Raw genomic sequence first — 23431 nt, 5'->3', positions numbered from 1 at the left:
GGACACCGCATGACGATCTACTGGCCGGATTCGCCGCACGCAGCGGAACCGGAGAACACCGGGCTCGCCTTCCAGGTGCCCGACGAGGTGCTGCAACGGCACGGCGCGCGCGTGCTCGACCCCGCGACCGCCACCACAGGGCTGGCCGGGCCCGCTCTGCAGCCGACCGCGTACGTGGCGAACGTGCTGCTGGTCCCGATCGGCCTGCTGCGGTCGGACCGGGGGACGCTGAACAACCTGCTCGCGGTGGTCAAGATGACCATCGACCCGGACTTCCCTGTCCCGGACCTGCCGGACGACGATGTCCAGGACCAGGCGGTGCCGGTCCCGCTGACGCCCTCCGAAGGTCTCGTGACGATCGACGCGTGGACCGCCGTGCAGGCGATCAGGGCCAACAAGGAGATCGGCCCCCTGGTCGGGCTCGACCACCTGATGTTCGCCTCGCTCCTCGGTGACCTGAGCGGTGTACCGGGGGCGATCCAGGGGTTCGCGCCTCCGTTCGGCCTGGCGAACCCCGTGGCGGACGGCTATCTGAACGGGCCCGTCGCGCTGGAGATGCCTCCGCTCGACCCGGCCCCGCCGGCAGCGCTGAAGCTCGGCCGCAGCCCCGTGGTCGCGGTGCTCGACACCGGGATCGGCCAGAACAGCTGGCTGGACATCACGCAACCGATGTCCGGGCAGCCGGGGCAGCACGTCGTCGTCGACGGCGCGGTGCAGGCGGCCGTGGCACAAGCCGGTCAGGGCCTGCTCAAGCAGGGGCACCGCGTCGAGGTCATGAACGACGCCAAGGACCAGCCGCTGACGAGAAACCCGTTCATCGGCACGCAGGACTGGTGCTTCGGGCACGGCCTGTTCTGCGCGGGCATCATCAAGCAGATCGCTCCCGACGCCACCGTGCTCGCCGTCCGCGTGATGGGAAGTGACGGTGTCGCAAGGGAAAGTGCCGTCGTGGCGGCGCTGCAGGCCCTCGTCGCCCGTGTCGACAGGGCGCTCGGGACAGCCGACATGGCCGAGATGGTCGACGTGGTGTCGCTGTCGATGGGCTGCGCGTTCGAGCGGCCGGTGGCCGACGAGAAGACGTCCGCGATCGCCGTGCAGATCAGGGAGTTGCGCAAGCGCGGTGTCATCGTGACGGCCGCGATCGGCAACGCGGCGTCCAACAGGAGGTTCTTCCCCGCGAGCCTCGCCACGATCGACGACGGGGTGCGGCCTCCGGTGATCAGCGTCGGCGCGCTCAACCCCAACGGCAGCATCGCCCTGTTCTCCAACGAGTCCCCGACGTGCTACGCGTCCGGCGTCAACGTGATCAGCACGTTCCCGCAGGACGCCAACGCCAGCAGGCAACCGCTCGTGCGGGTCGCGGCGCGAAACGCTCAGAAGCTGCCGCCGTACCGGCAGACACCGGACGTGGACGACCACACGCTCAGCCCGTTCGCCGTCTGGACGGGGACCTCGTTCGCGGCTCCGCACGTCGCCGCACACCTCGCGAAAGCCCTGCAGCACATGGAGTCCGCCGGTGCCACGGCCGCGGAGAGACAGGAGCAGGCGAGAGTTCGCGCGGAGAAGGCGATCGACCAGGTCCGGACAGCGGCCCACCACTAGATGAGCACCGGCGATCGCACGTCCACAGGGGAGCCCGGCACGGACTGGGCGGGGGTCGCGGCGTTGTTCGTGGCGGCGCGTGGCGGTGACCGCCAGGCGTTCCACGAACTCGTCGCGATGCTCAGTCCCCTGCTGTGGCACGTGGCGCGTGCCCAGGGGCTCGACCGGGAGTCCAGCCAGGACGTCGTGCAGACGGCCTGGCTGGGCCTGCTCCGCGACATGCACGGGATCCGCAACCCGGTCGCGTTGACGGGCTGGCTGGTCACCACGACGAAGCGGGAGAGCTGGCGGGTCCGCGAACGTCGCGGGCGGGAGGTGCTCACCGGCGACGACCGGGAGCTCGACGGGACCGACGCCGTGCCGGGTCCTGAAGCGCTGGCGGTGCTGGACGACCGGCAGCGCCGGCTGTGGGCCGCCGTGGCGCGACTCGAACAGCGGTGCCGGGACCTGCTGCGCATCGTCGCGTTCATCCCCCGGCCCGACTACGGCCTCATCGCGGAGACGCTCGGCATGAAGCACGGCAGCGTGGGGCCGACCCGCATGAGGTGTCTCGGCAAGCTGCGCGTCGAGCTCGGCGACGACGCGGACGGGGAGGTGTCATGACGCCGCCGTTCGACGCGGAGGACCTCCGGCTCCTCGACGAGCTCCAGGCCCTCTACGCCGCCGTCGAACCGGTGCCCGCCGAGCTGGTGGCCTGCGCCCAGTTCGCGGTGGACGTGGAGTCGACGGACTTCGGCATCGCGCGGATCGAGGACTCCGCGCCGCTGCAGGGAGCGGGGGCGCGTGGCACGACCGGCACGCAGATCACGTTCGACTGCGGTCCCGAGCTCGCCGTGATGGTGCAGATCCAGGTCCGCGACGACGGTGACGTGCGGATCGACGGCTGGCTCACCCCGCCCGGCGACCAGCAGGTCGAGCTCCGCACCGAGGCGGGCACGACCGCGGTGGAGGTGTCGCCGGAGGGCCGGTTCGCCGTCGACCACGCCCGGCGCGGTCTCGTCCAGTTCGTCGTGCGAGCGGCGGGCACGACCGTCGTGACGCCCGCGATCGTGGTGTGAGCGCGGTGCAGGACGCGGGGCTCGAAGACCGGGTGCGGCTGATGCGCCAGGAAGGCTCGCTGCTGACCAACTCCGGCCGGCCCGCGGCGGGTGCCAGGAGGCTGCGGGCGGCGCTGCGGTTGCTGCGGTGGTCGCCGGGCGTGGCACCCGCCCACCCGGTGCTCACCTCGCACGTGCTGATCAGCCTGGGGCTCGCCGAGGCGGAACTGGGCGACACCGCGCGGGGGCTCGCGACGCTCGACGCGGCGGAGGTGATCGTCAGCGGTCGCGACCGCCCGATCCTGTGGCAGCAACGCGCTCTCGTGCTGCACCGCGCCGGCCGCGTGAACGAGGCCATGCGGCTGCTCGACGCCGCCGTTCCCCTGCTCGTGCGCGACGGGGACCCGTTCACGCTCACGTCCGCGCTGCTGACCAGGGTCGCGATCGGCATCGGGGTCGGCAGGACCCGCCGCGCGCGGGAGGACCTCCGTCTCTGCAAGGAGATCGCGGCTCGCGAGGGTTTCGCGCTCACCGAGGCCAAGGTGGCGCACGACGTCGGGTGCTGCGCCGTGCTCGACGGCGACATCCCGGCGGCGTTGCGCGCGTTCGAGGAGGCGGCGGAGCGCTACGCCGAACACGGCGCGGGGTACCTGCCCGTACTGGCCATGGACAAGGCTCGGGCGTTGCTGTCGACGGGTCTCGCCGGTGAGGCCGCCCGCGAGCTGGACTCGGCGTTCGCGCTGTTCACGGCGGACCGGTTCAGCGTGGACTACGCCTGGGCCGAGCTGACCCGCGCGCAGGCGGCGCTGGCCGTCGGCGACGCCGCGACCGCGCGGGACTGGGCGGTGCGCGCCGGCCGCCGGTTCCGCCGCCACGGCGACCACGCGTGGGCGGCGGTCGCCGACCTCACCGCGATGCGGGCTCTCCTGGTGACGAACCGGTCCCCGGCGGCGGTGTCCGTCCGATGTGGACGGCTCGCCGGCAGACTGCGTGCGCTGGGGCTCGCGAACGACGCCGATCTCGCCGACCTGCTCGCCGCCCGCGCCCTGCTCGACGCCGGACGCCCTGAGCAGGCCAGGCAGGTGCGGGCGGTGCGCGGCCGCGGCGGCCCGTTGGAGGTGCGGCTGCTGCGCAGGCTGGTCCGCGCCCGGCTGGGCGACGGAGGCAGGGCGTTGCGCGAACTGCGCACCGGCCTCGACCTGCTGCACGCGCAGCGAAGCCGTTGGGGCAGCACGGAACTGCGCGCCGCCCTCTTCACCACGGGCGCCGAACTGGCCAGGCAGGGCCTCGGCCTCGCGCTCGCCGGCGGCTCACCGCGGCTGGTGTTCGCCTGGACGGAACGCCACCGCGCCCAGTCGTTCCGGCTCGCCCCCGTCCGCCCGCCCGCAGACCAGGTGGTGCGCGACGCGCTGGCCGAACTCCGCCAGCTGAACCACAACCTGCGCGAGGCCGAACTGCGCAACCGCTCCGACCCGGCCACCAGGGCGCGGTGCGCGAGCCTCGAACGACTGGTCCGGCAACGAACCTGGCAGCTGGAGGGCGGCGGTCCGCGCCGTGAGGTGGTGAGCCTGGCCGCGGTGCAGGCTCAGCTCGCGGACCGGGTGATGGTGAGCTTCTTCGACCACGACGACCGGCTCGCGGCCCTGGTCGTGGACGGGCGCCGGATCCGCATGGTGGAGCTGGGCAGCACCAGCGTCGTGGTCGAGACCGTCACCAGGCTGCTGCACGACCTGGACGCGTTGTGCGGCAGGCGCGTGCCTGCGCGCCTGGAGGAGGCGGTGATCAGGTCGATCAACCACCACGTGGGCCTGCTGAGCTCCGGCGTCGCCGCCCCGCTGCGCGACCTGCTGGGAGACGCGGACGTCGTGGTGGTGCCGACGAACCAGCTCAGCGCGCTCCCGTGGGGCCTGCTCCCGGAGTTCCGCGGCAGACCCGTGACGGTGGCGCTGTCCGCGTCGACGTGGTCGTTCGCCCGGCAGACCGCCACCAACCCCGCACCACGACGAGGCGGCCTGCTCGTCGGCGGCCCACGCCTTCCCCACGCGGAAAAGGAGGTCATCGGGATCAGCGCGGTCCACCCGCGGGCGCGGTGCGTGACCGGCCCCGCCGCCACCGTGGAGGCCGTGCTCGAAGCGTTGGACGGGATCGACTTCGCCCACCTCGTCGCACACGGCCACCACGAGCCGGACAACGTGCTGTTCTCGTGCCTGGACCTCGCCGACGGCCCGCTGATGGCCTACGACCTCGCACGGCTGGAGCGCGCGCCCAGACACGTCGTCCTCTCGGCCTGCGACGTGGGCCAGGCGAACGTCCGCGCGGGTGACGAGGCGCTCGGCTTCACCGCCGCGCTGCTGCACTCGGGCACGAGCAGCGTGATCGCGAGCGTCGCACGGGTCCCCGACGACCTGGCGGTGGAGGTCATGAGCTCGTACCACCGCGCGCTGGCCGCCGGAGCGGAGCCCGCCAGAGCCCTGGCGGACGCCGCCGCGGCGGAGAGCCGCATCCCGCTGGTGTGCTTCGGGGCCGGGTGAGGCGGCGCAGGAGCTCGCGGCTGTTCGGGTTCGGCGCGGGCTGCTACCGCACCACGGCCAGCCAGCCGTACCAGTCGCCGTCGTAGCGGTCGCCGATCACCCGCGTCAGGTGGTCCCGAGCCCCCGCCCAGTCCCCCACGCGGTAGTCCGCCAGCACCGCCGCCACGTCCTCCGGATGCCTCTCCACGAGGTACCGGACCGCCAGATAACCCCAGTTGTAGACCCGCGTGGCGTCGTGGTCGTAGGTGGTGTCGAACAACGTGCTCAGCGCGTACGTCCGCTTCTTCGCCTCGGCCAGCGCGTCGGCGTAGACCTCACCGCGGTAGCTGTACGACAGGTGCTCGGCGAAGCCCTCGATCCACCACACGGTCGGCGTGGTCATGTTCTCCTCGAAGTCGCCGTGCAGGTCGAACCGGCCGTCGAGGTAGTGGGTGTACTCGTGGTTGAGGTTCCAGATCGCGAACGTGGGCAGCCAGTCGGCCTCGTGCGCGATGAACCGCGCCTGGTTGAGCGCAGGGTCGCCTTCGAGGTACATGCCGCCGTTGTTGGTGGAGATGTCGAACAGCACCCCGGCGTACGTCCGGTAGTCGTTGCCGGTGTTGAAGACGACGACTTCGAGGGAGGTGTTGTTGTCCCCCGCGACCGGGCCGGGATCCCGCACCACGCGGTGGAAAGCGGCGTCCTGGCCGGCGAGCGACGCACAGGTCTGACGGAGCTGCGTCGCCGTCAGCTGCTGGGCGCGGATCCGCAGCGTGGCGCTGCACGTGTGCCGGACGGTGAGCACGCGGCGGTCGATCTTCGCGCGGAAGTCGCAGGTGCCGTACCGGCGGCAGTTCGCCTTGTCGTACCAGTCGACCATCTCCGCGACGCCGACCCACAACGGCGCGAGGCGGCCCACGACGTCACCTCGTGACGCCATGTCGACGAGCAGCGGACGCACGCGCGGCGCGATGTCGTTGTGCTGCAAGAACCTGCCGAGCTCGCGAGTCGCGTTCTGGACCAGGTACTGCCGCTCGGTGCCGAAGAGGTCCAGGTGCCCCACCACGAACCGGCGCAGCGCCCGCAGGACCTCCGGCTCGGCGCGCACCGCGGCGAGGAACTCCGGCTGCGCGTGGCCGTAGTAGAGCAGGAGCATGCCGGCGTGCACGGCCGCGTCGTCGGCGCTGGTGTAGTTGTCCAACACGCGGGTCAACGCGCGCAGTTCTGCCGGGTAGTCGGTGACGGCCTGGTAGATCGTCGATTCGGGTGCGGCGTGGAGGATGTTCCTGGCGACCGCGGGCGGGAGCAACGGGCTGTTCGGCGTGCCTGGGGCAGGGGCGGCTTGAGCCGAGCTGGGAGCCAGCAAGCCGGCTAAGAGCGCCAAGGTGAGGGCGAGTGATCTCATGGGGTGTCCTCCGCAGGGTTCGAGGTGCCCCAGAGCGTCACACCACCCGACGTGCCGTGATCATCCCTTCCGCTCATAGCGCGCTGCTATGGCCGCGTTCACTCCGGCTCGGCCGGATGCCTGAACGATCCCGTCACCGGCATGCGTTCACGTGCGGGAAGTGCTTCAGCTGCTCGTGCCGCCGCCATTGGTCCTCGGGCAGGGCTCCCCGTGCCTCCTGGCAGGCTCTGGCTCGGGGATCGCGGTTGATCGTGATCAGGTCGCTGATGTCCCACGCGACAACACTCTTGTCGAAACTTCCCGTCAGCACCGCGTCACCGCCGACGACCGGTGCGGCGGCGAGCACCGGACCGGTGTGTCCGGTGAGCTCGGCCATCTGGTGCGGTGTGCCCGGATCCAGCACACTCCACACCACTGCTGTGCCATCCGTGCTCGCGCCGATCACCATCGTGCCGTCCCGCGAGTAGGCGACAGTGCGCATCTTACCGGCTCGGAACTGCAAAGAAGGTCGCTCCGCCGGCCGTTCCGGTGCCGTGACATCCCATTGTGCGACGGATGTTCCGCTGTCGATCGTCACGAGCAGCGACCCACCACGCGGGTCGAACGCCAGCGCACGCACGCCGGCACGTGCCTTCGGGATCTTGCCCACGAGTTGTGGCGGGTCGACGCGCCACAACTCGACCCGTCCAGAAGCGCCACCGATCGCGAGCAGATCTCCCGACTGGTTGAACGTGAGCGCGCGCACGGCGTCCTTCTCCCTGCGCGGCAACGGCACCGGTGTCGGCTTGCCGACGTCGCCCAGCACCACCGAGCCGTCGTCGCTGCCGGCCGCGACGCTCGTTCCCGCCGGGTGGAAGGCCAAGGCTCGGACAGCGGCGCCGCTCACCTCGAACTCCGACAGCTTGCGCAGGTCGTCCGCCGTGGAGATGTCGGTCAACTGCACCGTTCCGTCGTCCGCACCGGTCGCGACCTGTGCCCGTCCGGGGTCCATCGCGGCACTGCGCACCGCCGCGCGATGCGACTTGACTCCGGATCGCCGTTTGGGGTGCGTGGTGTCGGTGAGGTCCCACAGGCTGGCCTCCCCGCGTTCGGTGATCACCAGAGCGAGGCTGTTCGCCTGCGACGCCACCACCTGGTCGACCGGTGCGTCGAGTGGAGAGGCGCCTGCAAGGCTGAACGGGCTGGGGCGGCGGATGTCCCACAGCTTGGCGGAACCGTCCCGGCTCGCTGTCAGCGCCGCGGTACCGTCCCAGCTCAAGGCGACGGCGGTCACCGCATCGTCATGGCCGTGCAACAGCAGCTTCGGCCGGTAGTCGTAGACGCCGGGTTCCGTTGCGGCCCAGAGGATCGCCTCACCGGTCTCGACTCCGCTGAGCACCAGGGTGTCGTTGGTCGCGACCGACGTGATCTCGTCCTGATCCGTGAAGCTGAGACGCAACGACTCCTGGCTCTTCTCACCGCTCACGCGCAGGATCACACCTCCTTCGGCGGAGCCCGAGGCGGAGACGAACCGTCCCACCGCGATCACGCGGGCGCTGGTCTCCGGCTCGGACTGCGGGCTCGGGTCTGGATCACGTCGCCGCATGCCCACGCCGTCCGGCCCCTCCTGCCAGGTCAGCAGGCCGTCGGCGGTCGTCACGAAGGCGGAGTTGCCATCCGGGTTCAACGCGACGTCGGTGAGGCTCGGAGGTTTCGGCAGCAGATCAGCGATCTTGATCGGGTTGCTGCCGGAGCTGAGGTCCCACAACGTGATGGTGCCGTTCGCACATCCGGTGAGCAGGCGATGGCCGGTCTGGCTGAGCGACCTCGCCACGGGATCGCACGGAAGCCCTGTCATCTTCCCGGTGAGCCGCGGGGTCTTCTTGTCGCGAACATCCCAGATCTCCAGCGGCCCGCGAACCCGGTCCAGCAGCGCGACAGTGCCGTCGGTGTTCATCGTGACGTCGCGTACCGCCTGGTCGTCGTCCTCACCAGGCAAGAACGCGACCTCCGTTGCCGAGGTCGGGCTGGCAACCTGCCAGATCACGGCGCCTCGATCGCCTGCGAGCAGGACGTACCCGTCCTTGGTGAACTGCGTCGACCGCACTTCACCGAAGCCGGTGAACAACGTTTCGGGTTCGCGCCGGTTGGTCAGTGCGGCCAGCAACGCCGCTCGCACCCGGCCGGAGTCCTCCAACCCGTTGGCGGACAGCACCAAGCGCAACGCCTGCTGCGGGCGGGAGTCGCGCATCGCGGAGGCCTCGCGCAGGAGTTCGCTGACGGCCCGCTGCTTGAGCGACTCGTCCTGCTGCTGCCGGAACACGGATCTCTGCCACAGGACCACACCGGAGGTGACCACCAGAGCTACCACCACGGCCACCACCGCCAACCGTCCCGGCCGCCAGCTGCGCGTCCTCGCCCGCGCCTGGTCGACCGTGCTGACCCAGTGCACGTGAAGCCCGGTCGTCGACGGGGCGTTCTCCTGGTTCTCCTCCGGCGCGACGACCTCCCACTTCGCGTCGCGGGCGGCCTCGAACTTCGCCTCCAGGCCGTGCACTCCACCGACTTCACCCCGCGCGGTGACCGCACCGGTCACCGCGCTTCTGCCACGCCACCCCTTCAGGAACCCGGCATCAACACGGGAAAGGGCGCCGGTGAGCGCGACCGCGAAAGCAGCACCGAGAGACGGTCCGTTGATCGGTCCCAAACGGCAGTCACCCGGATCGATCTCCCACAGCACGCAGGGCAGTTTCTTGCGGCCGTGCGACACGAAGTCCCAAGCCGCTTGCAGGGACGCGGTGAAGTCACCGTCGACGCGCAGGAACGTCATCGTGCGCGGGTCCGGGAACAGGCCGGGCGGACCACCGGGCACGACGGCGAGCTTGAGCGATCCGGTCGCGCCTCTTCGTTCACCCGTGTCGAACAGGACGCCGATCCTGTGCCTGAACGCTCTTGGTCTGGCGATCCCGGACATCAGCGCGACCGCGATGTGCGCGAGAGACCGGCCGGGACCTTCAGGCAATGCGTCGACGAGTCGCAACCCGTCGTTCGCCCGCCATCTGTGCGCGCCCCGGGTCTCCACCAACAGCCCGCGTTCCTGCCAGCGCCTCGTCGAGGCGATGATCGCTTCGACGCCCTCGGACTTCGCGTGCTCACCGCTCGCCGCGGCGAGCACCAGACCGACCGCGGCAGTGACACGGGTCGCCTCCAGGAAGTCGCGGTCGCCGACCTCGCCCGCGACGCGCCGGTCCGTGCCACGTTCCCAGTCGACGAGTCGCCGGGGCGCCTCGGTCACCGCCTCCCGCACCGCCTGCCACCACAGCAGCCCGGTGCTGAGCCTCGCGCGCAACTGATCAGGTGTGAGGGCGTGCGGGTCGCCCCTCCCCGCCTGCGCCAGCAGTTCGTCCAGTGTGGACAGCGCGCTCATCCGACCAGCCGTTCGATCAAGGCCTGGTGCGACTGCGGCAGGCAGGCGGTGAGTTCTCGCCAGGTGTGGCTCACCTCGGGCGTGAGGGATGCCGTGAGTGACGGAATGAGGTCGACGGCGGTTATGCGGGCGATGTCGCCCACCGTGAGCTCCTCGGCCACCTGCCACCGCTCGTTGGCGTCGAAGTCGTCGAACTCGATCCGCAGGCCGCGCCGGCCCCACTCGTTCACCGGGTAGGGCATCACGCGCAGGGCGGTGGCGCCGTTGGTGGTGCCGTACTCGACACCGATCGCCACCGCGTCGACTCCAGGTGGCCGAGTCGCCTCGAGGAAGAACCTCCTGGCTCGGTCACATCGCAACACCAGCGTTGTCAGCTGGCTCGGAGTCCTCGCGCGCAACACCTCGTCGGCGTTGGCGCCTGCCGCGGCCAGCACCTCGGCCGCGGACCGGACGACGGGCAGCGGCACGACCGAGTCGGTCTGGAGCGAGCCGGCGCGTCGCTGACACACCACGATGTCCCACGGGCCCGGCCCCATGTCGCGGATCCGGCACACGCCGAGATCGTCGAACTCTCCTAGCCGCACAACGCCGGGCTCTCGCACACCCAGTCCGAACCCGGAGGACGTCGCCGCTCTCCCTTCGGCGGTGATGTCGAGGTCGAACCGGTTCGGCTCGCGTTCGCTCGGTGCCGCCACGACCGTCAACCGGTGATCATCCAGCACCGCCAGCGGCAGCCCGTACGCCCTCACCACGGGCTCCGCCTGCCGCGTGCCGCTGGGCCCCGGCCGCGTCTCCGGTTGTTCGCGGAGGTTCTCGGCTCGCGGCCAGGTGCTCGGGCCGATCTCACGCCGGGGCGCAGCGGGATCGCTGCCCCAGAAAGAGGTGAGCGGCGAGTCCTGCTGTGCCAGCAGATACGGCCGGACGAGCGGTTCGGCGCCGACAGCTTCCAATCCCGCGGACATCACGCGCAGACCGTCTCCCACGAACGGCAAACCACTCGTGGCGGCACGTCGGAACGCGGATGTCGCCTCGGACAAACCCTTGCGAAGCATCAACTGGGCGTCCAGCACGACGACGTCGGTGGAGTCCGGGTACCGCCAGCGGAGGCCCTCGATCCACTCGGCGGCGCCGGGGTCGCCGGTGTTCACGAGGTGGTAGCCGGCCACCACCTCGGCCGGGAAGTTCGCACCGGGTTGGAGGGACTGCGTCTCCCGCGCCACCACACCGGCCGAAAGCCGGTCGCCGCGATGCAGGTAGCCGAGAAGTGTCGCCGCCAGTCCGGGCCGCAAGCCCACGCCGGTACCAGTGGCTCTCAGCCCGTCGAGCCCCGGCACGACGAACACCTTCGACGCGCCGCCCATCGGCGTCCACACCACGGCGTTCGCATCGGGATTCCACCTCGACACACCGCGCACCCACGCACGCCCGTTGAAGGACCACGGTTGCAGAGCGCTCTCTTCAACGTCCGATGTGGACTGGGCACGGTCCACGTGGACGACGGCGTGGGTGTCCGCGGTCTCGATCACCCCGTGGTACCGCTCCCCCTGCGGCGACCAGCCGTCGACGAAGTACCGGCCAGGCGACAGGTCGACCGGAACACCGGCACGAGCGCGCAGAAGCGAGGTCGTGACCACGACGAGTTGGTCGTCGAGGATGCGCACAACGCCCACGACGTCGTTGCCCTCCGCCCGCGAGTCCTCGTGGTAAAGGGAAATGGTCGGCATCTCACGCTCCGCACACGCGCAGGTCGAACACGAGATTCGGTGGGTGGACAGGCATGTAGTGGGAGCAGGCGTCGTTGTAATCCGCGCCGTCGAAACAGGCGTTCAGCAGGTACACGGCCGCGGGTGTCCGGTCCTCCCAGAGCGCGGGCAGCGGTTCGCGGCTCAGCACGACCGACGTGTCAGGGCAGGTGAGCACCAACCTCGCGCAAGCCAGGGCCTCCCGCGGGTCGCAGCCCAGGCGGAACGGCACGGCGGGTACACCGTCGAGGTGGCGGATCGGCCGGTTGCCCTGAAAGCCTCCTCCGGCCCATACCCCGTGCGATTCGCCTGACTGCCACTCGATCACGGCGTTCATCGCGGTCACCAGGTCGCCGGTCCTGATCACCCACTGTCCGGAGTGGTCCTTCGTGGCCGCCGCACCTTCGAGCGCCTGCAACAACGTGACCGTGAACGGCGTGGGGCCGTCCAGCGAGCCCGGTGCGGTCGCGCCCGGTGCGGTGCCGAAGAGGATCACGGACTCGCGCGCCCTGCCGACCACGTCGGGCAGGATCGGCGTGAAGGTGTGCGCGGGCGGGGATTCCAGCAGTTCGTGCGGGAGGTTTCGGCACGCGTCGACGAAGTAGCACTGGACCTTCGCCCGGCACTGTTCCATGCCCGCGGCGAACGTCTCGATCTTCAGCGCGCCCTCGAAGGGGTTGCGCCACCGGCCGAAGTCTTCGAGCAGGATCAGCTGTCCCTCCTTCTGGCAGCCGTGACCGCTGAAGAAGAACAAGGCAACGTTGTCCTCGTTCTCGTCGCAGCGGCTGTACCAGCGTTCGAACGCCATCCTGAAGTTCTCGACTGTGGGGCTGTCCTCACCGGACACCAGCAGTTCGACCGATCCGAGCGGCGCGAAGGACTTGCCGGCCTGGTTCTCGACCAGCCAGGACGCCACCGCTCGTGCGGACGGAGGTGGCCCGGCGACTGGTTTGAAGTTGCGCACGGCTGAGGCCAGTGCGCCGTCGCCGTCGAAATCCGCGCAATACGGGTAGTCACCTACGCCGACGACGAAGGCGTGAGTGCGTGGACCGGAACCGCGCTCTTCGAAGACCGTGGTCACGCGAGCGCCTCCGCGATGCGACCGCCGACGCGGTGGTGGAAGGTGGGCTGCTTCAGATAGGCCGTGTGTGCCCAGACGGCGCGAGACGGGTAGGTGTAGTCGCCGGCGCCCGCGAAGACCGGGGAGACTCGGAATGACAACGGGTCTGCCGGGTCCACAACGTTGATCCAGTTGCGGACGTTGTGCGGCAACGGAACCTGCCCGGCCTCCTCGCCTGGGCGGCTCTCCCGGAACAGGCTCAACTCCTCGAACAGGCCGACCTGCGAGCCCACGGTCAGGAAGACGTCCACGTTCAGGTCGGGCCGGTAGTGACTGAGCAGGTCGTAGACGATGGTGCCGCCCATGCTGTGCGCGAGGACGACCCGTGGTGCCGCTGCCTCCTCGATCGCTCTGGCGACGAGGGAGATCACCTCTCCTGGCTGCTCACGGGTGCCGCGCAGCGCTGTGTACTGCATCACGTCGGCGAGGAGCAACGCGGTGTTGGCGCTCACCAGTCTGCGTCCCGCGCCGACGACCATCGCTGTCGGGTTGAACCGCCGGGAAGCTGAGACGAAGAGGTCGCGAATCCTGTCTCCGGCACCGAGTGTCTCGCCCTCCGGTGGCCAGATTTCGGCGACCAGGCGGTCGACGAACTCGATGTCGTTGTGCACCTCGTTCAGCCACGGGTAGCGCACGTGCTCGGGTTCGTGCGGATGGAGGCTCTCGTGCCGACAGATGTACTGCACGATGACAGGCGCCTGCCGCGTCAGCAGGTGTTCGTCATCAGCGCGGGGTTCGAGCAGCGTGTACAGAGCATCGAGGGCATCTGTCACAGACTGCCGGGCAACGATCAGCAGCGACGGCGACTGCTCGACCAAGGCCTCGCGCTCGTCGGCGTCCGAACCGAGGCGCTCGGTTCCCCTGTGCGGCAAAGAAGCCAGTCCCCAACGCGGTTCCCTGGTCAGGCATCCCCAGTGCGGCATGACGATCGGCGTGTCCGGCAGGCCGGCGGCGGGGAGCAGCACTCTCCGGAACAACGCCTCCCGGCGGCGCGCGGCCGCCTCGTAGCTGCGGCCGGGGCGGTTCCCGATGCCGTGGACGTACACCAGCGTCATGTTCTGCTCCCGTTCATCCGCAGACCACTCCGGAGCAGCCGGCCGGGTCGCCCGCGGACGTGTTCCCACCCGCGTCCACCACCGTCCCCGGCTGAGCTTCGATGCCGTGGTCGGCGTTGTTGCTGGTCCTGTTGCCGCGCAGTTCGATGTTGCTGCCGGGCGCGACGTTGATGTGCATGCCGTCGTTCACCGCACGCCCGGCCCGGTCGACCTTGCCCGCCGATCGATGACCGTTGGAGGTGAACGTGTTGCCACTGATCAGCAGATGAGGCCCTGGGCCCCCGCCCACGGGATCGAAGTACAGGCCGGCCGCACTGTTGTTGACGAACGTGTTGCCAGTGACCACGAGGTCGTGGAAAGCCTCGTAGGGCAACTGGTGGTCGTTGCCCATGTTCAGGCCGATCGTGTTGTCTCGGAAGACGTTGCTCTCGACAGTCAGCCTCTCCGCGCCATAGGGGTTGTAAGCACGGATCCCGGCTTCGGCACCGACGAACTCGTTGTTGCGGAACGTGGTCGTCCGCGAGGCAGCGCCGATCTCCACATAGCTGTCGATGAAACGGTTTCTGGTTGCGTTCAGCCCGTCTGCCTCGCTCAGGTGGATGTGGCTGCGTGTCAACTCGCTGTCCGTCACGGTGAGCGCGTTGGAGTTCCAGTTGGCACTGACAGCGCTGTCGGTGAGCCGGCAATTGACGAAGGTCGCCGCCGAGACCTGAGTTCCGAAGCTCATGTCGGCAGCGGTGAAACTCGTACCCAGGAACTTCGGGCGCTCCACGCTCTGCGCCCTGGACCCCTTTCTCAGCCGCGAATTTTGTACCGTGAGGTCGGTGCTGAAGCTCAATCCCAGGTCAGCGTCGAGGTTGCCCTCGAAACTCACGTTGTCCACCGTGCTCGTCTTGGTTCGGTAGTAGGCGGCACCGACGTTGAACGCACGGATGGTGCCGTTGCGCACCGTTGCGTTGATCCGATCTGGAGCGCTCACGCCGCTGTCGGTGCCGTTCCCGCTCAACGTGTGCCCGCCGAGGTCGACGACGACGTCGTTGGCACCGATGATCAGGCCGGGACCAGCGCAGTGGAGGTCCTTGCGCAGCCTCACGTTCTGGGTGATCGTCTCGCCGCACTCCGCTGACGGCACCGCGACGTCGACCACGACGTCGCGGCTGCGTTCGTCCTGCTTGGTCCCAGCCTTGACGACGAGCTTCACCACGTAGGTGGCCGCGTCGACGAACCGGTGCTTGAACTGCGGCGTGGTCTCGCTCGCCAGCACGCCGCCAGGCCCGCGGACCTCCCACTCCCACCGTTCGGGAGGAGTCCCCGTCACGTCGGCGGTGAAGATGACCTCCTCGCCTGCCTCCGGGTTGTTCGGCGAGGCGTTGATGCCGTTGATGTGCGGCACGACGGGTACCGGCGAGGAACCTCCGGTGGGCACTGGGACCGAGCCTGCCGTGCCGTCCGGGCGCGAGCCCATGGACGCGGTCAGACTCGGACGCGGACCGCTGGAGGTCGCGCTGGGTGAAGACGTGGTCTTGCTGGGCGGTGAACTCGCGGTGCGAGATGGGCTCGGCGGGTTCGCGGGGTCGTACTTGTTGATGCGCCGCACGACGCCGTGCACGTCGATGACGCCGGCCTTCTCGCTGGCGGGATCGTTGAAGAACACAAGTCCGTCACGAGTGGACAGTTCCAGAGCCGCACCGGCCGGCAGGAGTGGCTCGGTCGTGATCGACGAGCCGTGCGCGAGGTTGACGACGTGCACGGTATGTGTAGCGCGGTCCGGCACGAACGCGTGACCGCGCGCCTCGACCGGCGTGCCGAGATCGCCGGACAGCAGATGGCTCGCTCCGCAGGTACCGACGGACACGTCACATGACATGAGCACGCCATGAGACGGCTGGACGAGCAACAACTGTCCCACTCTGGAACCGGCCGCGACGAGATCCGTCTTCTCCACCGGAAATGGCGTCCGCGCCGTGACCTCTCCCGTCACCGAGACGAGAGTGGCGGTCTGGTGCGTCCGGTCCACGACGAGCGGCTGGTCGCCCGCGATCAGGATCTCCACCGAGGAGGCGCCGGGCTGGTGCACGTCGTGCAGCTCACGCTGGATCGGATCGGTGGTGCCCACCTCGAACGACTGGAGTGAGCCGCCGCCGTCGGCGAGCCACACGCGCCGGCTGTCGGCGGCCGCGTCCAGCACCTGGCCAGGCAGTCGCGCTCGGACGCCGAGCTTGCTCCGGCCGTCGTCGCCCACGGCCTGGACCAGCCGGTTCGACGAGTCGAGCGCGAAGTACGACCGGCCCACCGCAAGCACCGAGAGCCCTTTCGTCTCCGACAGTGGTTTCAGGCCGATCGTGTCCAGGGTCGACGGGTTGATCGCGACCACCGCGCCCGTAGCCGGGTCCACGGTGTAGGCGCGGTCCTTGCCGAGCACCACAGCGAACGGAACGTTCGCCTGATGCACGCCCACGCTCGCGGACACCGCGGCCGAGACACCGTCGACCAGCGTTACGTGCCCCACCGAGCGCGACGCGAGCCAGGTGCTGCCCGCGAGCATGTGCGGCTGCACCGGCGGCAGAACCTGCTGGTGACCCACCACGACCAGACTGACGGCGGCTGCGGCGGCGCACGCGACAGCCACAGCCGGACGGAGGTGGCGGTGCAAGAGGATCATCGCCGGCGTCTCCTCGCCAAGAGAGGTCTGGGATCGAAGTACGCCCGCCAGCGCAACAGCCGGCGCCAGCCCGGGTAGAGCGACCGGCGCAGGGTTCGTTCCAGACGCCAGGTCCTCTCCGCGGCGTCCGGCGCGAGATGGGCGGGCCCGTAGATCGCCGTGGTCGTCGCGTCCGCGAGCTCGAGCAGCACTGACGACGCACCCAGCCGCGCACCGGCGTAGCGGGCGTACTCCAACGGCGTGCGGTCAGGCGACAGCGCCAGGTCTCGTTCCAGCAGGCGGTCGACGGACTCCTCCCAGGCACCGACCACTCTGGCTGCGGCGGAGCCTGTACGACGCCGACGGCGGCGGCGTCTAGCCTTCGCGATCGGCATCACCAGAACCACGAGCAGTACGAACGCGGCGACCGCCAGCAGCGCTGGACGCAGGTGCTCCGGCTCAGGCTCGACAGGTGGATCGCCGGGCGGCGGTGCGATGGTCGTGGTGGGCTTCTGGCTCCCATCGCTCGGCACCGGCACCGGCACAGGCAGCATTCGAGGTTGCTGCGGAGTGTCGCGCTGCGTCTTCGCGGGATCGGTCGGGTCGAACGCCACCCAGCCGCGTCCGGCGAAGTGGACCTCGGCCCAGGCGTGCGCATCGGCGGTCGTGACCTGCTCTCGGACGCGGTAACCGACCGCGACGCGCGACGGATAGCCGAGGACCCTCGCCATCACGGCGAACGCGGACGCGTGCAGCTCGGCGTAACCCTTGTCGTCACCGTCCTGGGACGCGCCGAGCAAACGGCTGATGCGGGCGTAGGAGTGACCGGGTGCGGCATCAACGCTGTACGGGAGGCCGCGCAGGTGGGCTTCGAGCGCCCGCAGCTTCTCGGCAGGGCTGGCCGCCGCGCTCGTCAAAGCCAGTGTCTGGGCGAGCACTCCGGCCGGAACCGCGTCCGGCATCTCGCGGAACGACGCGAACTCGGAGGTGGAGGACGGCACAGCGTCTCGTGTCAGGTCTCGTGCGACCGGCTGCGCGCCGGTGACCTCGTAGGTCGTGCCGACGGCCCAGGACCGCTCCGCCAGCAACGAGTCGGACGTGGCACTGAACGCGACGGTCTTCGGTGCCGTGGTGGCGAACCGGACCGAGTTCGGCCGGCCCACGACGGGCAGGAACGGCGGTGCCAGCTCCCCGAGCGTGATGCGGGCGCTCACCTCGGCGCCGGACGTGTCACGGGCGAGGCGTTCGCCTACGACGAGGTAGTCGTCCGTCGAGGTCCACAGGGTGCCGTCGAAGTGCCCGAGCGCGGCGGTGCGGATGCCCACGAGCTCACCGGTCGTCCTCGCGGTGAACAACGGCCTGGGCGGCTTGGTGATCAACTGGTTGCGGATCTCGTTCAACGGCGTGATCAGGTCGGGCGGTGGTACCGGGTCGGTGTGCAGTGGACGCGGGTCGAGGCGCTCAGCACTGGAGGAGACGGCACCCGCGCCGGCTCCGGCCGCCACCGCCAGCACCAGGAACGCCGCGCCCCCGACCACGGGTCGAATGCGGATGGAAGCGTTTGCCCGCAGGAAGATGAGCGACACCAGCAACACCGCGCACACGGCGGCCGCTTCGAGGTGCTCGCCCTGTCTGCTCGCCACCACCACCAATCCCGCGACGAACGCCGCCAGCAGCGGCACAGCCGGAGCGAGGACCGCACGGGTCCGCAGTGCGAGCAGCACGGACGTGAAAGCCGTGCACCAGAACACGAGGAGAACGGCAACGAGCACCTGTCCCGTCGGTTCGGCCGGCACGCTCACGGACAGCACCCTGGCCCAGCCACCCGCCACGCCGAGGCCGAATTCGCCCGCGACCCGCACCCACCCCTCGTCGAACGTGTCGTGCAGCGCGAACGGCACGCCGACAAGGGGAAACGTCGCGAACGCTGCCACTCGCCACCCAAGACCTCGCCGCGCGGTGAGCCAGGCCAGCGCGCTCGCCGCCAGAACGGCCGTGGCGAATGCGGGCAGGAAACCGTTGGTGGCGAAGAAGTCCAGGTACAGCAGCCCGGACACGCTCACGGTCGCCACGCACACCAGCACCTGGATCATGACGCTCATCCGTTCCAGTGGTCGGCGAACTCGGCGCACGTGCGCGCCGTCACGACCGTTGCCCCGGACACGACTCGGGTCGAGAACGGAGCGGGCCCCAGTTGGACGACCAGCACCGGCGGCCCCGCGGCGGCGATCTTCCCGACCTCGGTCGCGGCCAGCGCGCCGCTCACGACCAGGGCGTCCGACCACTCCCGGTCACCGACGACGGCCTGTGCCCAGGAGAGCCGCTGCGGCGCGAGATCCACCCCGGCCAGGAAGTCGAGCGGTTCGCCGTGCTCGGCCTTGGCTGCGCAGCGCAGTTCGAGGTCCCCGGTGGTGCGCAACGTCAGCCGAGCACCGGAGTCCAGCGCCGACACGCACAGCGAGGCGGTCACGCGGACGGCTTCCTCGAAGCGGCCGTCGGCGTACGGCGTCGCGGTGGTGTCCAGTACCACGAGGCACTCCGGGGCGTCCGGTGCGCTGAGGTGGCGGACGACCAGCTCCCCGGTCCGCGCGGTTGAAGGCCAGTGGATCAGCCTGCGTTCATCGCCGGGCACGTACGACCGCAGCGAGTAGAACGCGGACCCGTCGCGCCGGGGCGTCAACGCCTCACCGTCGATGTCGAGCGGGCCTCCCGCACCGAATCCCGGCAGCTCGCGGTAGTCAGGATGCACGTAGTACGTGTCCGGTGAGCCGTCCCGGCGCGAGCGACGCAGGAGCCGGACGGGGTCGGTCAGTTCAATGGCGGGAGGTGGTGCCGTGTAGACCCCTCGGCGCCTGGTCGGCAGCTGGTATTCCACCTCGTCGGACGCCTGGGCGGGGAGCCCGCCCAGAACCAGCCGCACGGGCTCCTCACCGCTGCCGTCGACCACGTCCAGCTCAGGGCTGGGACGTGCGCTGTCGTTGTGCACCACGAGACGGCATCGGATCGGTTGTCCTTCTCGCACGCGGTGGTGCTGGAGCTCACGCCGCGCGCTCACGTTCGGCCGCCGCGCCGTCCACACGGCGGCGGCGAGCAGCAAGGTCGCCGCCGTCGCACCCAGCGCGGTGACCTCGGGGTAGTCGGCCGACAGTCCTGCCGCGATCAGCACCGAGGCGGCGATCGCGAGACCCCAGCCAGTCGCGGTGAGACGCATGGTCATCCAGCTCTCGGCACCGGGACGCGTCGGCCGTCGCGCAAGATCTCCTCGATCACGCTCGCGGCCGTCCGCCCTTCCATCCGCGCCTGGTGGGTGAGCTGGATCCGATGAGCCAGCACGGGTTCCGCCACCGACTTCACGTCGTCCGGGGTCGCGTAAGCACGTCCGTGCGATGCCGCGACGACCTGTGCGGCGGTGGCCAGCGCGATGCTGCCGCGAGGGCTCGCACCCCGCAGCAGAGCCGCGTCCTCCCTGGTCGCCGAGACGATGTTGACCACGTACTCGCTCAGCTGGTCGGAAACGTCGACCGTCCTGGCGATCGCGATCATCTGCTCGACCTCGTCGATGCTCATGATCGACATGGACGGATCCGGCGCCTTGCGCGCGATTCCCAGTGCGACGACCTCCTTCTCGACGTCCGGCGCCGGGTAGCCGATCGACGTGCGCATCAGGAAGCGGTCCAGCTGGGCCTCCGGCAGTGGGTAGGTCCCCTGGTGCTCGACGGAGTTCTGGGTGGCGACGCAGAAGAACGGCCTGGGTGCGGCATAGGTCTTCAGACCGACCGTCACCGTCTGCTCCGCCATGACCTGCAGCAGCGCCGACTGCGTTTTCGGGGAAGCCCGGTTGATCTCGTCGCCGAGCAGCACGTTCGCGAAGACCGGGCCTTTCCGAAATTGGAACTCCAGCGTCTTCGGATTGAAGACCTCGACACCGGTGACGTCCGACGGCAACAAGTCCGGGGTGAACTGAATCCGCTGGAAATCACCGCCGACCGATCCTGCGAGCGCCTTGGCGAGCGATGTCTTCGCCACTCCCGGAACGTCCTCGATCAACAGGTGACCTTCGGCGAACATGCAGGTCAGAGCTAATCGAACGGCCTCGGGCTTGCCTCGGACGAACTGCTCGACGTTGTCGTGCAGCGCGTGGAACCTTTCCCGGAAAGCCAGCATGGAAGTGAGCATGCGCAATTACCTCACCGACACTGCATCTGTTGACTGACTCAGTATCGCCGCGACACAAGGCGCGTTACACAGGTCGCTTCTATTCCACTCGAACTGAGATTTTCATGTTCGAACGGACGATTTTCACTCCGGCTTGGTCGGCTCCGCGAACAGCAGGTGCCGCACGTGCGCCGGTCCCTTGGCCAGCGCGCGGGCCGCCTCCTGGTTCTGCTGGTCCACGACGGTGCCGCGTTCGACGTGCTGGCGCAGGTGCTCCTGCCACGTCGCGACGGTGAAGGTCTCCAGGAACGTCTCGACCTTCTCGGTGTCGCGGAACAGGCCCCACATCGTGGCGCCGGTGCGCCGCCGTGCCCTGCCCACGCGTTGCATGGCGTCGATGAACGCGTCCTCGTTCTCCGGGGCCACCGACCACTCCACCGTGACCAGCACGGGGCCCGCGTCGGTGTCGGTGATCTCGGGTGGTTCCTCCCAGTACGTCGCGGGGCTGACGTCGAGCGGTCTGTCGTTGAGCGGCAGCCAGCGGGTCGCCGCGAGTGCCAGCACGGCCATAGCCGCCGCGGGCACGATCATGGCCACCTCAAGGCTGTAGACGTCCGCGATGGCGCCCCAGACGACCGCACCGAGTGCCTGGCCACCCATCAGGATGAGCTGGTAGTAGGCCAGCGCCCTCGCTCGTGTCCAGGCGGGCAGGAGGACCTGGGCGGTGGCGTTGAACGTCGAGAGCGTCGCGATCCAGCAGGCGCCTGTCAGCAGCATCGCCACGATCACGAGCGGGAAGCTCCGCGTCAGCACCGCGGTGCTGGTGGAGGCCGCGTAGACGAACGTCGCGAGCAGCACCATCCGGTTCTTGCTCATGCGCTGCAACAGCTTCGGCACCACGAACGCGCCGCCGATGGCTCCCGCGCCCACGCTGCCGAGCAGCACGCCGTAGCCGCTGGCGTCGAGTTCCAGCGGTCCGCGCGCGATCGCCGGCAGCAGCGCCCACAGCCCGCTGCCGAACACGATGAACAACGTGAGCCGCGTGAGCACCCGCCGGAACAGCGGCGAACTGGCCACGTACCGCGCGCCCGTCCGCATGGCGGTCGTGATGTGTTCCGTCCCGAGTGGACGGTGGTCCGACGGCCGCTTCCACCGCGTGAGCACGATCAGCACGCCGAAGAAGCTCACCGTGTTGAACGCGAACGTCGCCTCCGAGCCGGCCAGCGCGATGAGCAGGCCGCCGAGCGCGGGGCCGATGGCGCGGCCGACGTTCATGTTGACGCCGTTGAGGAGCGCGGCCTGCGGGATCTCCTCGCGCGACACCAGTTCTGGCTGGATGGCCTGGAACGACGGCATCGACAACGCCTGGCCGATCGCCATGAGCGCCAGCAACCCGAGCAGGCTCGCCGGCGTGGCCCTGTCCGTGCCCGCGAGCAGCATCAACCCGCCCGCGCCCGCCAGCATCAGCGCCTGACCGGCGATCAGCACCTGCCGGCGGTCGAGGATGTCGCCCAGCGCCCCGGAGGGCACGACCAGCAGGAACACCGGCAGCGTCGTGGCGGTCTGGACGAGCGCGACCTGCAGGGCGGTGCCGCCGAGGTCGCCCATGAGCCACTGGGCACCGACCGTCTGCGCCCAGGTGCCGATGTTGGAGGCGAACTGGGCGAGCCACAGCGCACGGAACGCGCTGCGGCGCAGGGGCGCCCACGGGGAGACAGTCACCCGTCGATCTTCACACCTGCGGGTGTGCGCTGCCGAGCACGCGAACGGCTCTCGCCGTGGTCGCGCTCCCATTCCGTTCAACGGAACCACGCCACCGAATATGCCTCCTGACCTGGGTTTCAAGAGCTTGAAAAATCATCCTTCCGTTCAACGAGATGGAGCTCTGGCGCACCTTGCTCGATTCCGCCATCGTCCTTCCCACTGCCATTCACTGGAGGAAATCGATGCGCAGGGCCACCGGCCGCCATGTCACGTCTCGCGCGTTGGAACTGCTCGGGACCTTTGACGTCAACCACCCCTACCTCACGCTGAGCCAAATGGCGGCGCGAGCGAACATGCCTCCTGCCACCGCCCACCGGCTCGCCGCTGATCTCGAAGCGTGGGGCGCGCTCGAACGAGATCGTCTCCACCGCTACCAAATCGGCACGCGGCTCTGGGAAGCAGGACAACTGGCCCCCATTCCCACACGCCTCCGCGAGATAGCGCTGCCCTACATGCAAGACATGTACGACAAGTGCAAGGAGAACGTCCACTTCGCCGTGCGGCACCGGCTTCAGGTCCTCTACCTGGCGAAACTCAGTGGTCATCAGTCGATCTCGATCCTCTCCCGGGAAGGGAGCCGACTGCCGATGCATTCCACTGGAGTCGGAAAGGCGCTGCTCGCGTTCTCCAGCAGGGAGATCATCGACCTCTATTGCGCACAACCGCTCGAGCGGTGCACCCGCTTCACGATCGTCGAACCGCAGCGACTGCGCCGCGAACTCGCGCTGACCCGCGAGCGCGGATATTCGCTCACCAAGGAGGAAATGACCCTGGGGTCGTGTTCCGTCGCGGTCCCGGTGTTCGACGCGAACAACGCCGTGGTGGCCGGATTCGGCATCGTCGTGCACAGCGTCAACCACAACCTCAGCCACTTCGCGCCGCTGTTGCGCGAAAAGGCGAACGAGATCAGCGAACAGATGATCCAGAAGGAGTGCGACCCGTATCCCGGGTTCGAGCACGACCTCCCGGATCTCCCCTCAGCAGGAGGATGACT

At 69.5% G+C, this 23431-nt stretch carries 15 protein-coding genes; 5 read left to right on the top strand and 10 right to left on the bottom strand.

The features are described from left to right. Nucleotides 1–9 precede the first annotated feature (9 nt). From ACFWN2_RS11185 to ACFWN2_RS11170, 4 genes are read left to right on the top strand one after another with little or no spacing between them, the layout of a single operon-like run. Nucleotides 10–1602: a S8 family serine peptidase gene (locus ACFWN2_RS11185; protein WP_382426682.1), complete on the top strand. Its 1593-nt coding sequence runs from the start codon at nucleotides 10–12 to the stop codon at nucleotides 1600–1602. Next, nucleotides 1603–2205 (top strand): RNA polymerase sigma factor, encoded by a 603-nt coding sequence (locus tag ACFWN2_RS11180; protein ID WP_382426681.1) that lies wholly within the window; start codon nucleotides 1603–1605, stop codon nucleotides 2203–2205. It abuts the gene before it with no gap. Continuing rightward, the gene (locus tag ACFWN2_RS11175) at nucleotides 2202–2660 is read left to right on the top strand and encodes a hypothetical protein (protein WP_382426679.1); all 459 of its coding nucleotides are present in this window, start codon (nucleotides 2202–2204) and stop codon (nucleotides 2658–2660) included. Before ACFWN2_RS11180 ends, ACFWN2_RS11175 begins: the two co-directional genes overlap by 4 nt. Beyond that, the gene (locus ACFWN2_RS11170) at nucleotides 2657–5170 is read left to right on the top strand and encodes a CHAT domain-containing protein (protein WP_382426677.1); all 2514 of its coding nucleotides are present in this window, start codon (nucleotides 2657–2659) and stop codon (nucleotides 5168–5170) included. The genes ACFWN2_RS11175 and ACFWN2_RS11170 overlap by 4 nt, the downstream gene beginning before the upstream one ends. Before the next feature lie 43 nt (nucleotides 5171–5213). On the opposite strand, the gene ACFWN2_RS11165 is transcribed toward ACFWN2_RS11170, so the two are convergent. The 10 genes from ACFWN2_RS11165 to ACFWN2_RS11120 all read right to left on the bottom strand — a co-directional run bounded on the left by ACFWN2_RS11165 (nucleotide 5214) and on the right by ACFWN2_RS11120 (nucleotide 22395). After that, a complete protein-coding gene (locus ACFWN2_RS11165) occupies nucleotides 5214–6554 on the bottom strand; it encodes a collagenase (RefSeq protein ID WP_382426675.1) in 1341 nt (446 codons plus the stop codon). Nucleotides 6555–6687: 133 nt separating this feature from the next. Next, on the bottom strand, nucleotides 6688–9960 hold the full coding sequence (locus ACFWN2_RS11160) for a S16 family serine protease (RefSeq protein ID WP_382426673.1): 3273 nt from the start codon (nucleotides 9958–9960) through the stop codon (nucleotides 6688–6690). Next, nucleotides 9957–11684, bottom strand: a complete 1728-nt coding sequence (locus tag ACFWN2_RS11155) for a hypothetical protein (RefSeq protein ID WP_382426672.1) — start codon at nucleotides 11682–11684, stop codon at nucleotides 9957–9959. The genes ACFWN2_RS11160 and ACFWN2_RS11155 overlap by 4 nt, the downstream gene beginning before the upstream one ends. A gap of 1 nt (nucleotide 11685) precedes the next feature. Further along, complete coding sequence (locus ACFWN2_RS11150) at nucleotides 11686–12783, bottom strand: caspase domain-containing protein (protein WP_382426671.1); 1098 nt, start codon at nucleotides 12781–12783, stop codon at nucleotides 11686–11688. Then, nucleotides 12780–13877 (bottom strand): hypothetical protein, encoded by a 1098-nt coding sequence (locus ACFWN2_RS11145; protein WP_382426670.1) that lies wholly within the window; start codon nucleotides 13875–13877, stop codon nucleotides 12780–12782. Before ACFWN2_RS11145 ends, ACFWN2_RS11150 begins: the two co-directional genes overlap by 4 nt. Before the next feature lie 13 nt (nucleotides 13878–13890). Next, nucleotides 13891–16539 carry a right-handed parallel beta-helix repeat-containing protein gene (locus ACFWN2_RS11140; protein WP_382426669.1) on the bottom strand — a complete coding sequence of 883 codons (2649 nt, stop codon included), beginning with the start codon at nucleotides 16537–16539 and terminating at the stop codon, nucleotides 13891–13893. After that, on the bottom strand, nucleotides 16536–18620 hold the full coding sequence (locus tag ACFWN2_RS11135; protein WP_382426668.1) for a DUF3488 and transglutaminase-like domain-containing protein: 2085 nt from the start codon (nucleotides 18618–18620) through the stop codon (nucleotides 16536–16538). The genes ACFWN2_RS11140 and ACFWN2_RS11135 overlap by 4 nt, the downstream gene beginning before the upstream one ends. After that, entirely contained in the window at nucleotides 18617–19729 is a 1113-nt protein-coding gene (locus ACFWN2_RS11130) for a DUF58 domain-containing protein (protein WP_382426666.1), read from the bottom strand. Before ACFWN2_RS11130 ends, ACFWN2_RS11135 begins: the two co-directional genes overlap by 4 nt. Before the next feature lie 2 nt (nucleotides 19730–19731). Continuing rightward, nucleotides 19732–20694, bottom strand: a complete 963-nt coding sequence (locus ACFWN2_RS11125; protein WP_382426665.1) for an AAA family ATPase — start codon at nucleotides 20692–20694, stop codon at nucleotides 19732–19734. Nucleotides 20695–20817: 123 nt separating this feature from the next. Further along, on the bottom strand, nucleotides 20818–22395 hold the full coding sequence (locus ACFWN2_RS11120) for an MFS transporter (protein WP_382426664.1): 1578 nt from the start codon (nucleotides 22393–22395) through the stop codon (nucleotides 20818–20820). A gap of 155 nt (nucleotides 22396–22550) precedes the next feature. Between ACFWN2_RS11120 and ACFWN2_RS11115 the strand changes: the two genes are divergently transcribed. Further along, complete coding sequence (locus ACFWN2_RS11115) at nucleotides 22551–23429, top strand: IclR family transcriptional regulator (RefSeq protein WP_382426663.1); 879 nt, start codon at nucleotides 22551–22553, stop codon at nucleotides 23427–23429. Nucleotides 23430–23431 lie beyond the last annotated feature (2 nt).

The organism is Lentzea sp. NPDC058436 (assembly GCF_042721515.1).
Classification (GTDB): Bacteria; Actinomycetota; Actinomycetes; order Mycobacteriales; family Pseudonocardiaceae; genus Lentzea.
This window is presented reverse-complemented; position numbering and strand designations above follow the sequence as displayed.

Excerpts from the sequence above, each read along its gene's own strand:
- ACFWN2_RS11185 (WP_382426682.1), top strand. The coding sequence starts at position 10 with ATGACGATCTACTGGCCGGATTCGCCGCACGCAGCGGAACCGGAGAAC.
- ACFWN2_RS11180 (WP_382426681.1), top strand. The coding sequence starts at position 1,603 with ATGAGCACCGGCGATCGCACGTCCACAGGGGAGCCCGGCACGGACTGG.
- ACFWN2_RS11175 (WP_382426679.1), top strand. The coding sequence starts at position 2,202 with ATGACGCCGCCGTTCGACGCGGAGGACCTCCGGCTCCTCGACGAGCTC.
- ACFWN2_RS11165 (WP_382426675.1), bottom strand. The coding sequence starts at position 6,554 with ATGAGATCACTCGCCCTCACCTTGGCGCTCTTAGCCGGCTTGCTGGCT.
- ACFWN2_RS11160 (WP_382426673.1), bottom strand. The coding sequence starts at position 9,960 with ATGAGCGCGCTGTCCACACTGGACGAACTGCTGGCGCAGGCGGGGAGG.
- ACFWN2_RS11155 (WP_382426672.1), bottom strand. The coding sequence starts at position 11,684 with ATGCCGACCATTTCCCTTTACCACGAGGACTCGCGGGCGGAGGGCAAC.
- ACFWN2_RS11145 (WP_382426670.1), bottom strand. The coding sequence starts at position 13,877 with ATGACGCTGGTGTACGTCCACGGCATCGGGAACCGCCCCGGCCGCAGC.
- ACFWN2_RS11140 (WP_382426669.1), bottom strand. The coding sequence starts at position 16,539 with ATGATCCTCTTGCACCGCCACCTCCGTCCGGCTGTGGCTGTCGCGTGC.
- ACFWN2_RS11135 (WP_382426668.1), bottom strand. The coding sequence starts at position 18,620 with ATGAGCGTCATGATCCAGGTGCTGGTGTGCGTGGCGACCGTGAGCGTG.
- ACFWN2_RS11130 (WP_382426666.1), bottom strand. The coding sequence starts at position 19,729 with ATGCGTCTCACCGCGACTGGCTGGGGTCTCGCGATCGCCGCCTCGGTG.
- ACFWN2_RS11125 (WP_382426665.1), bottom strand. The coding sequence starts at position 20,694 with ATGCTCACTTCCATGCTGGCTTTCCGGGAAAGGTTCCACGCGCTGCAC.
- ACFWN2_RS11115 (WP_382426663.1), top strand. The coding sequence starts at position 22,551 with ATGGAGCTCTGGCGCACCTTGCTCGATTCCGCCATCGTCCTTCCCACT.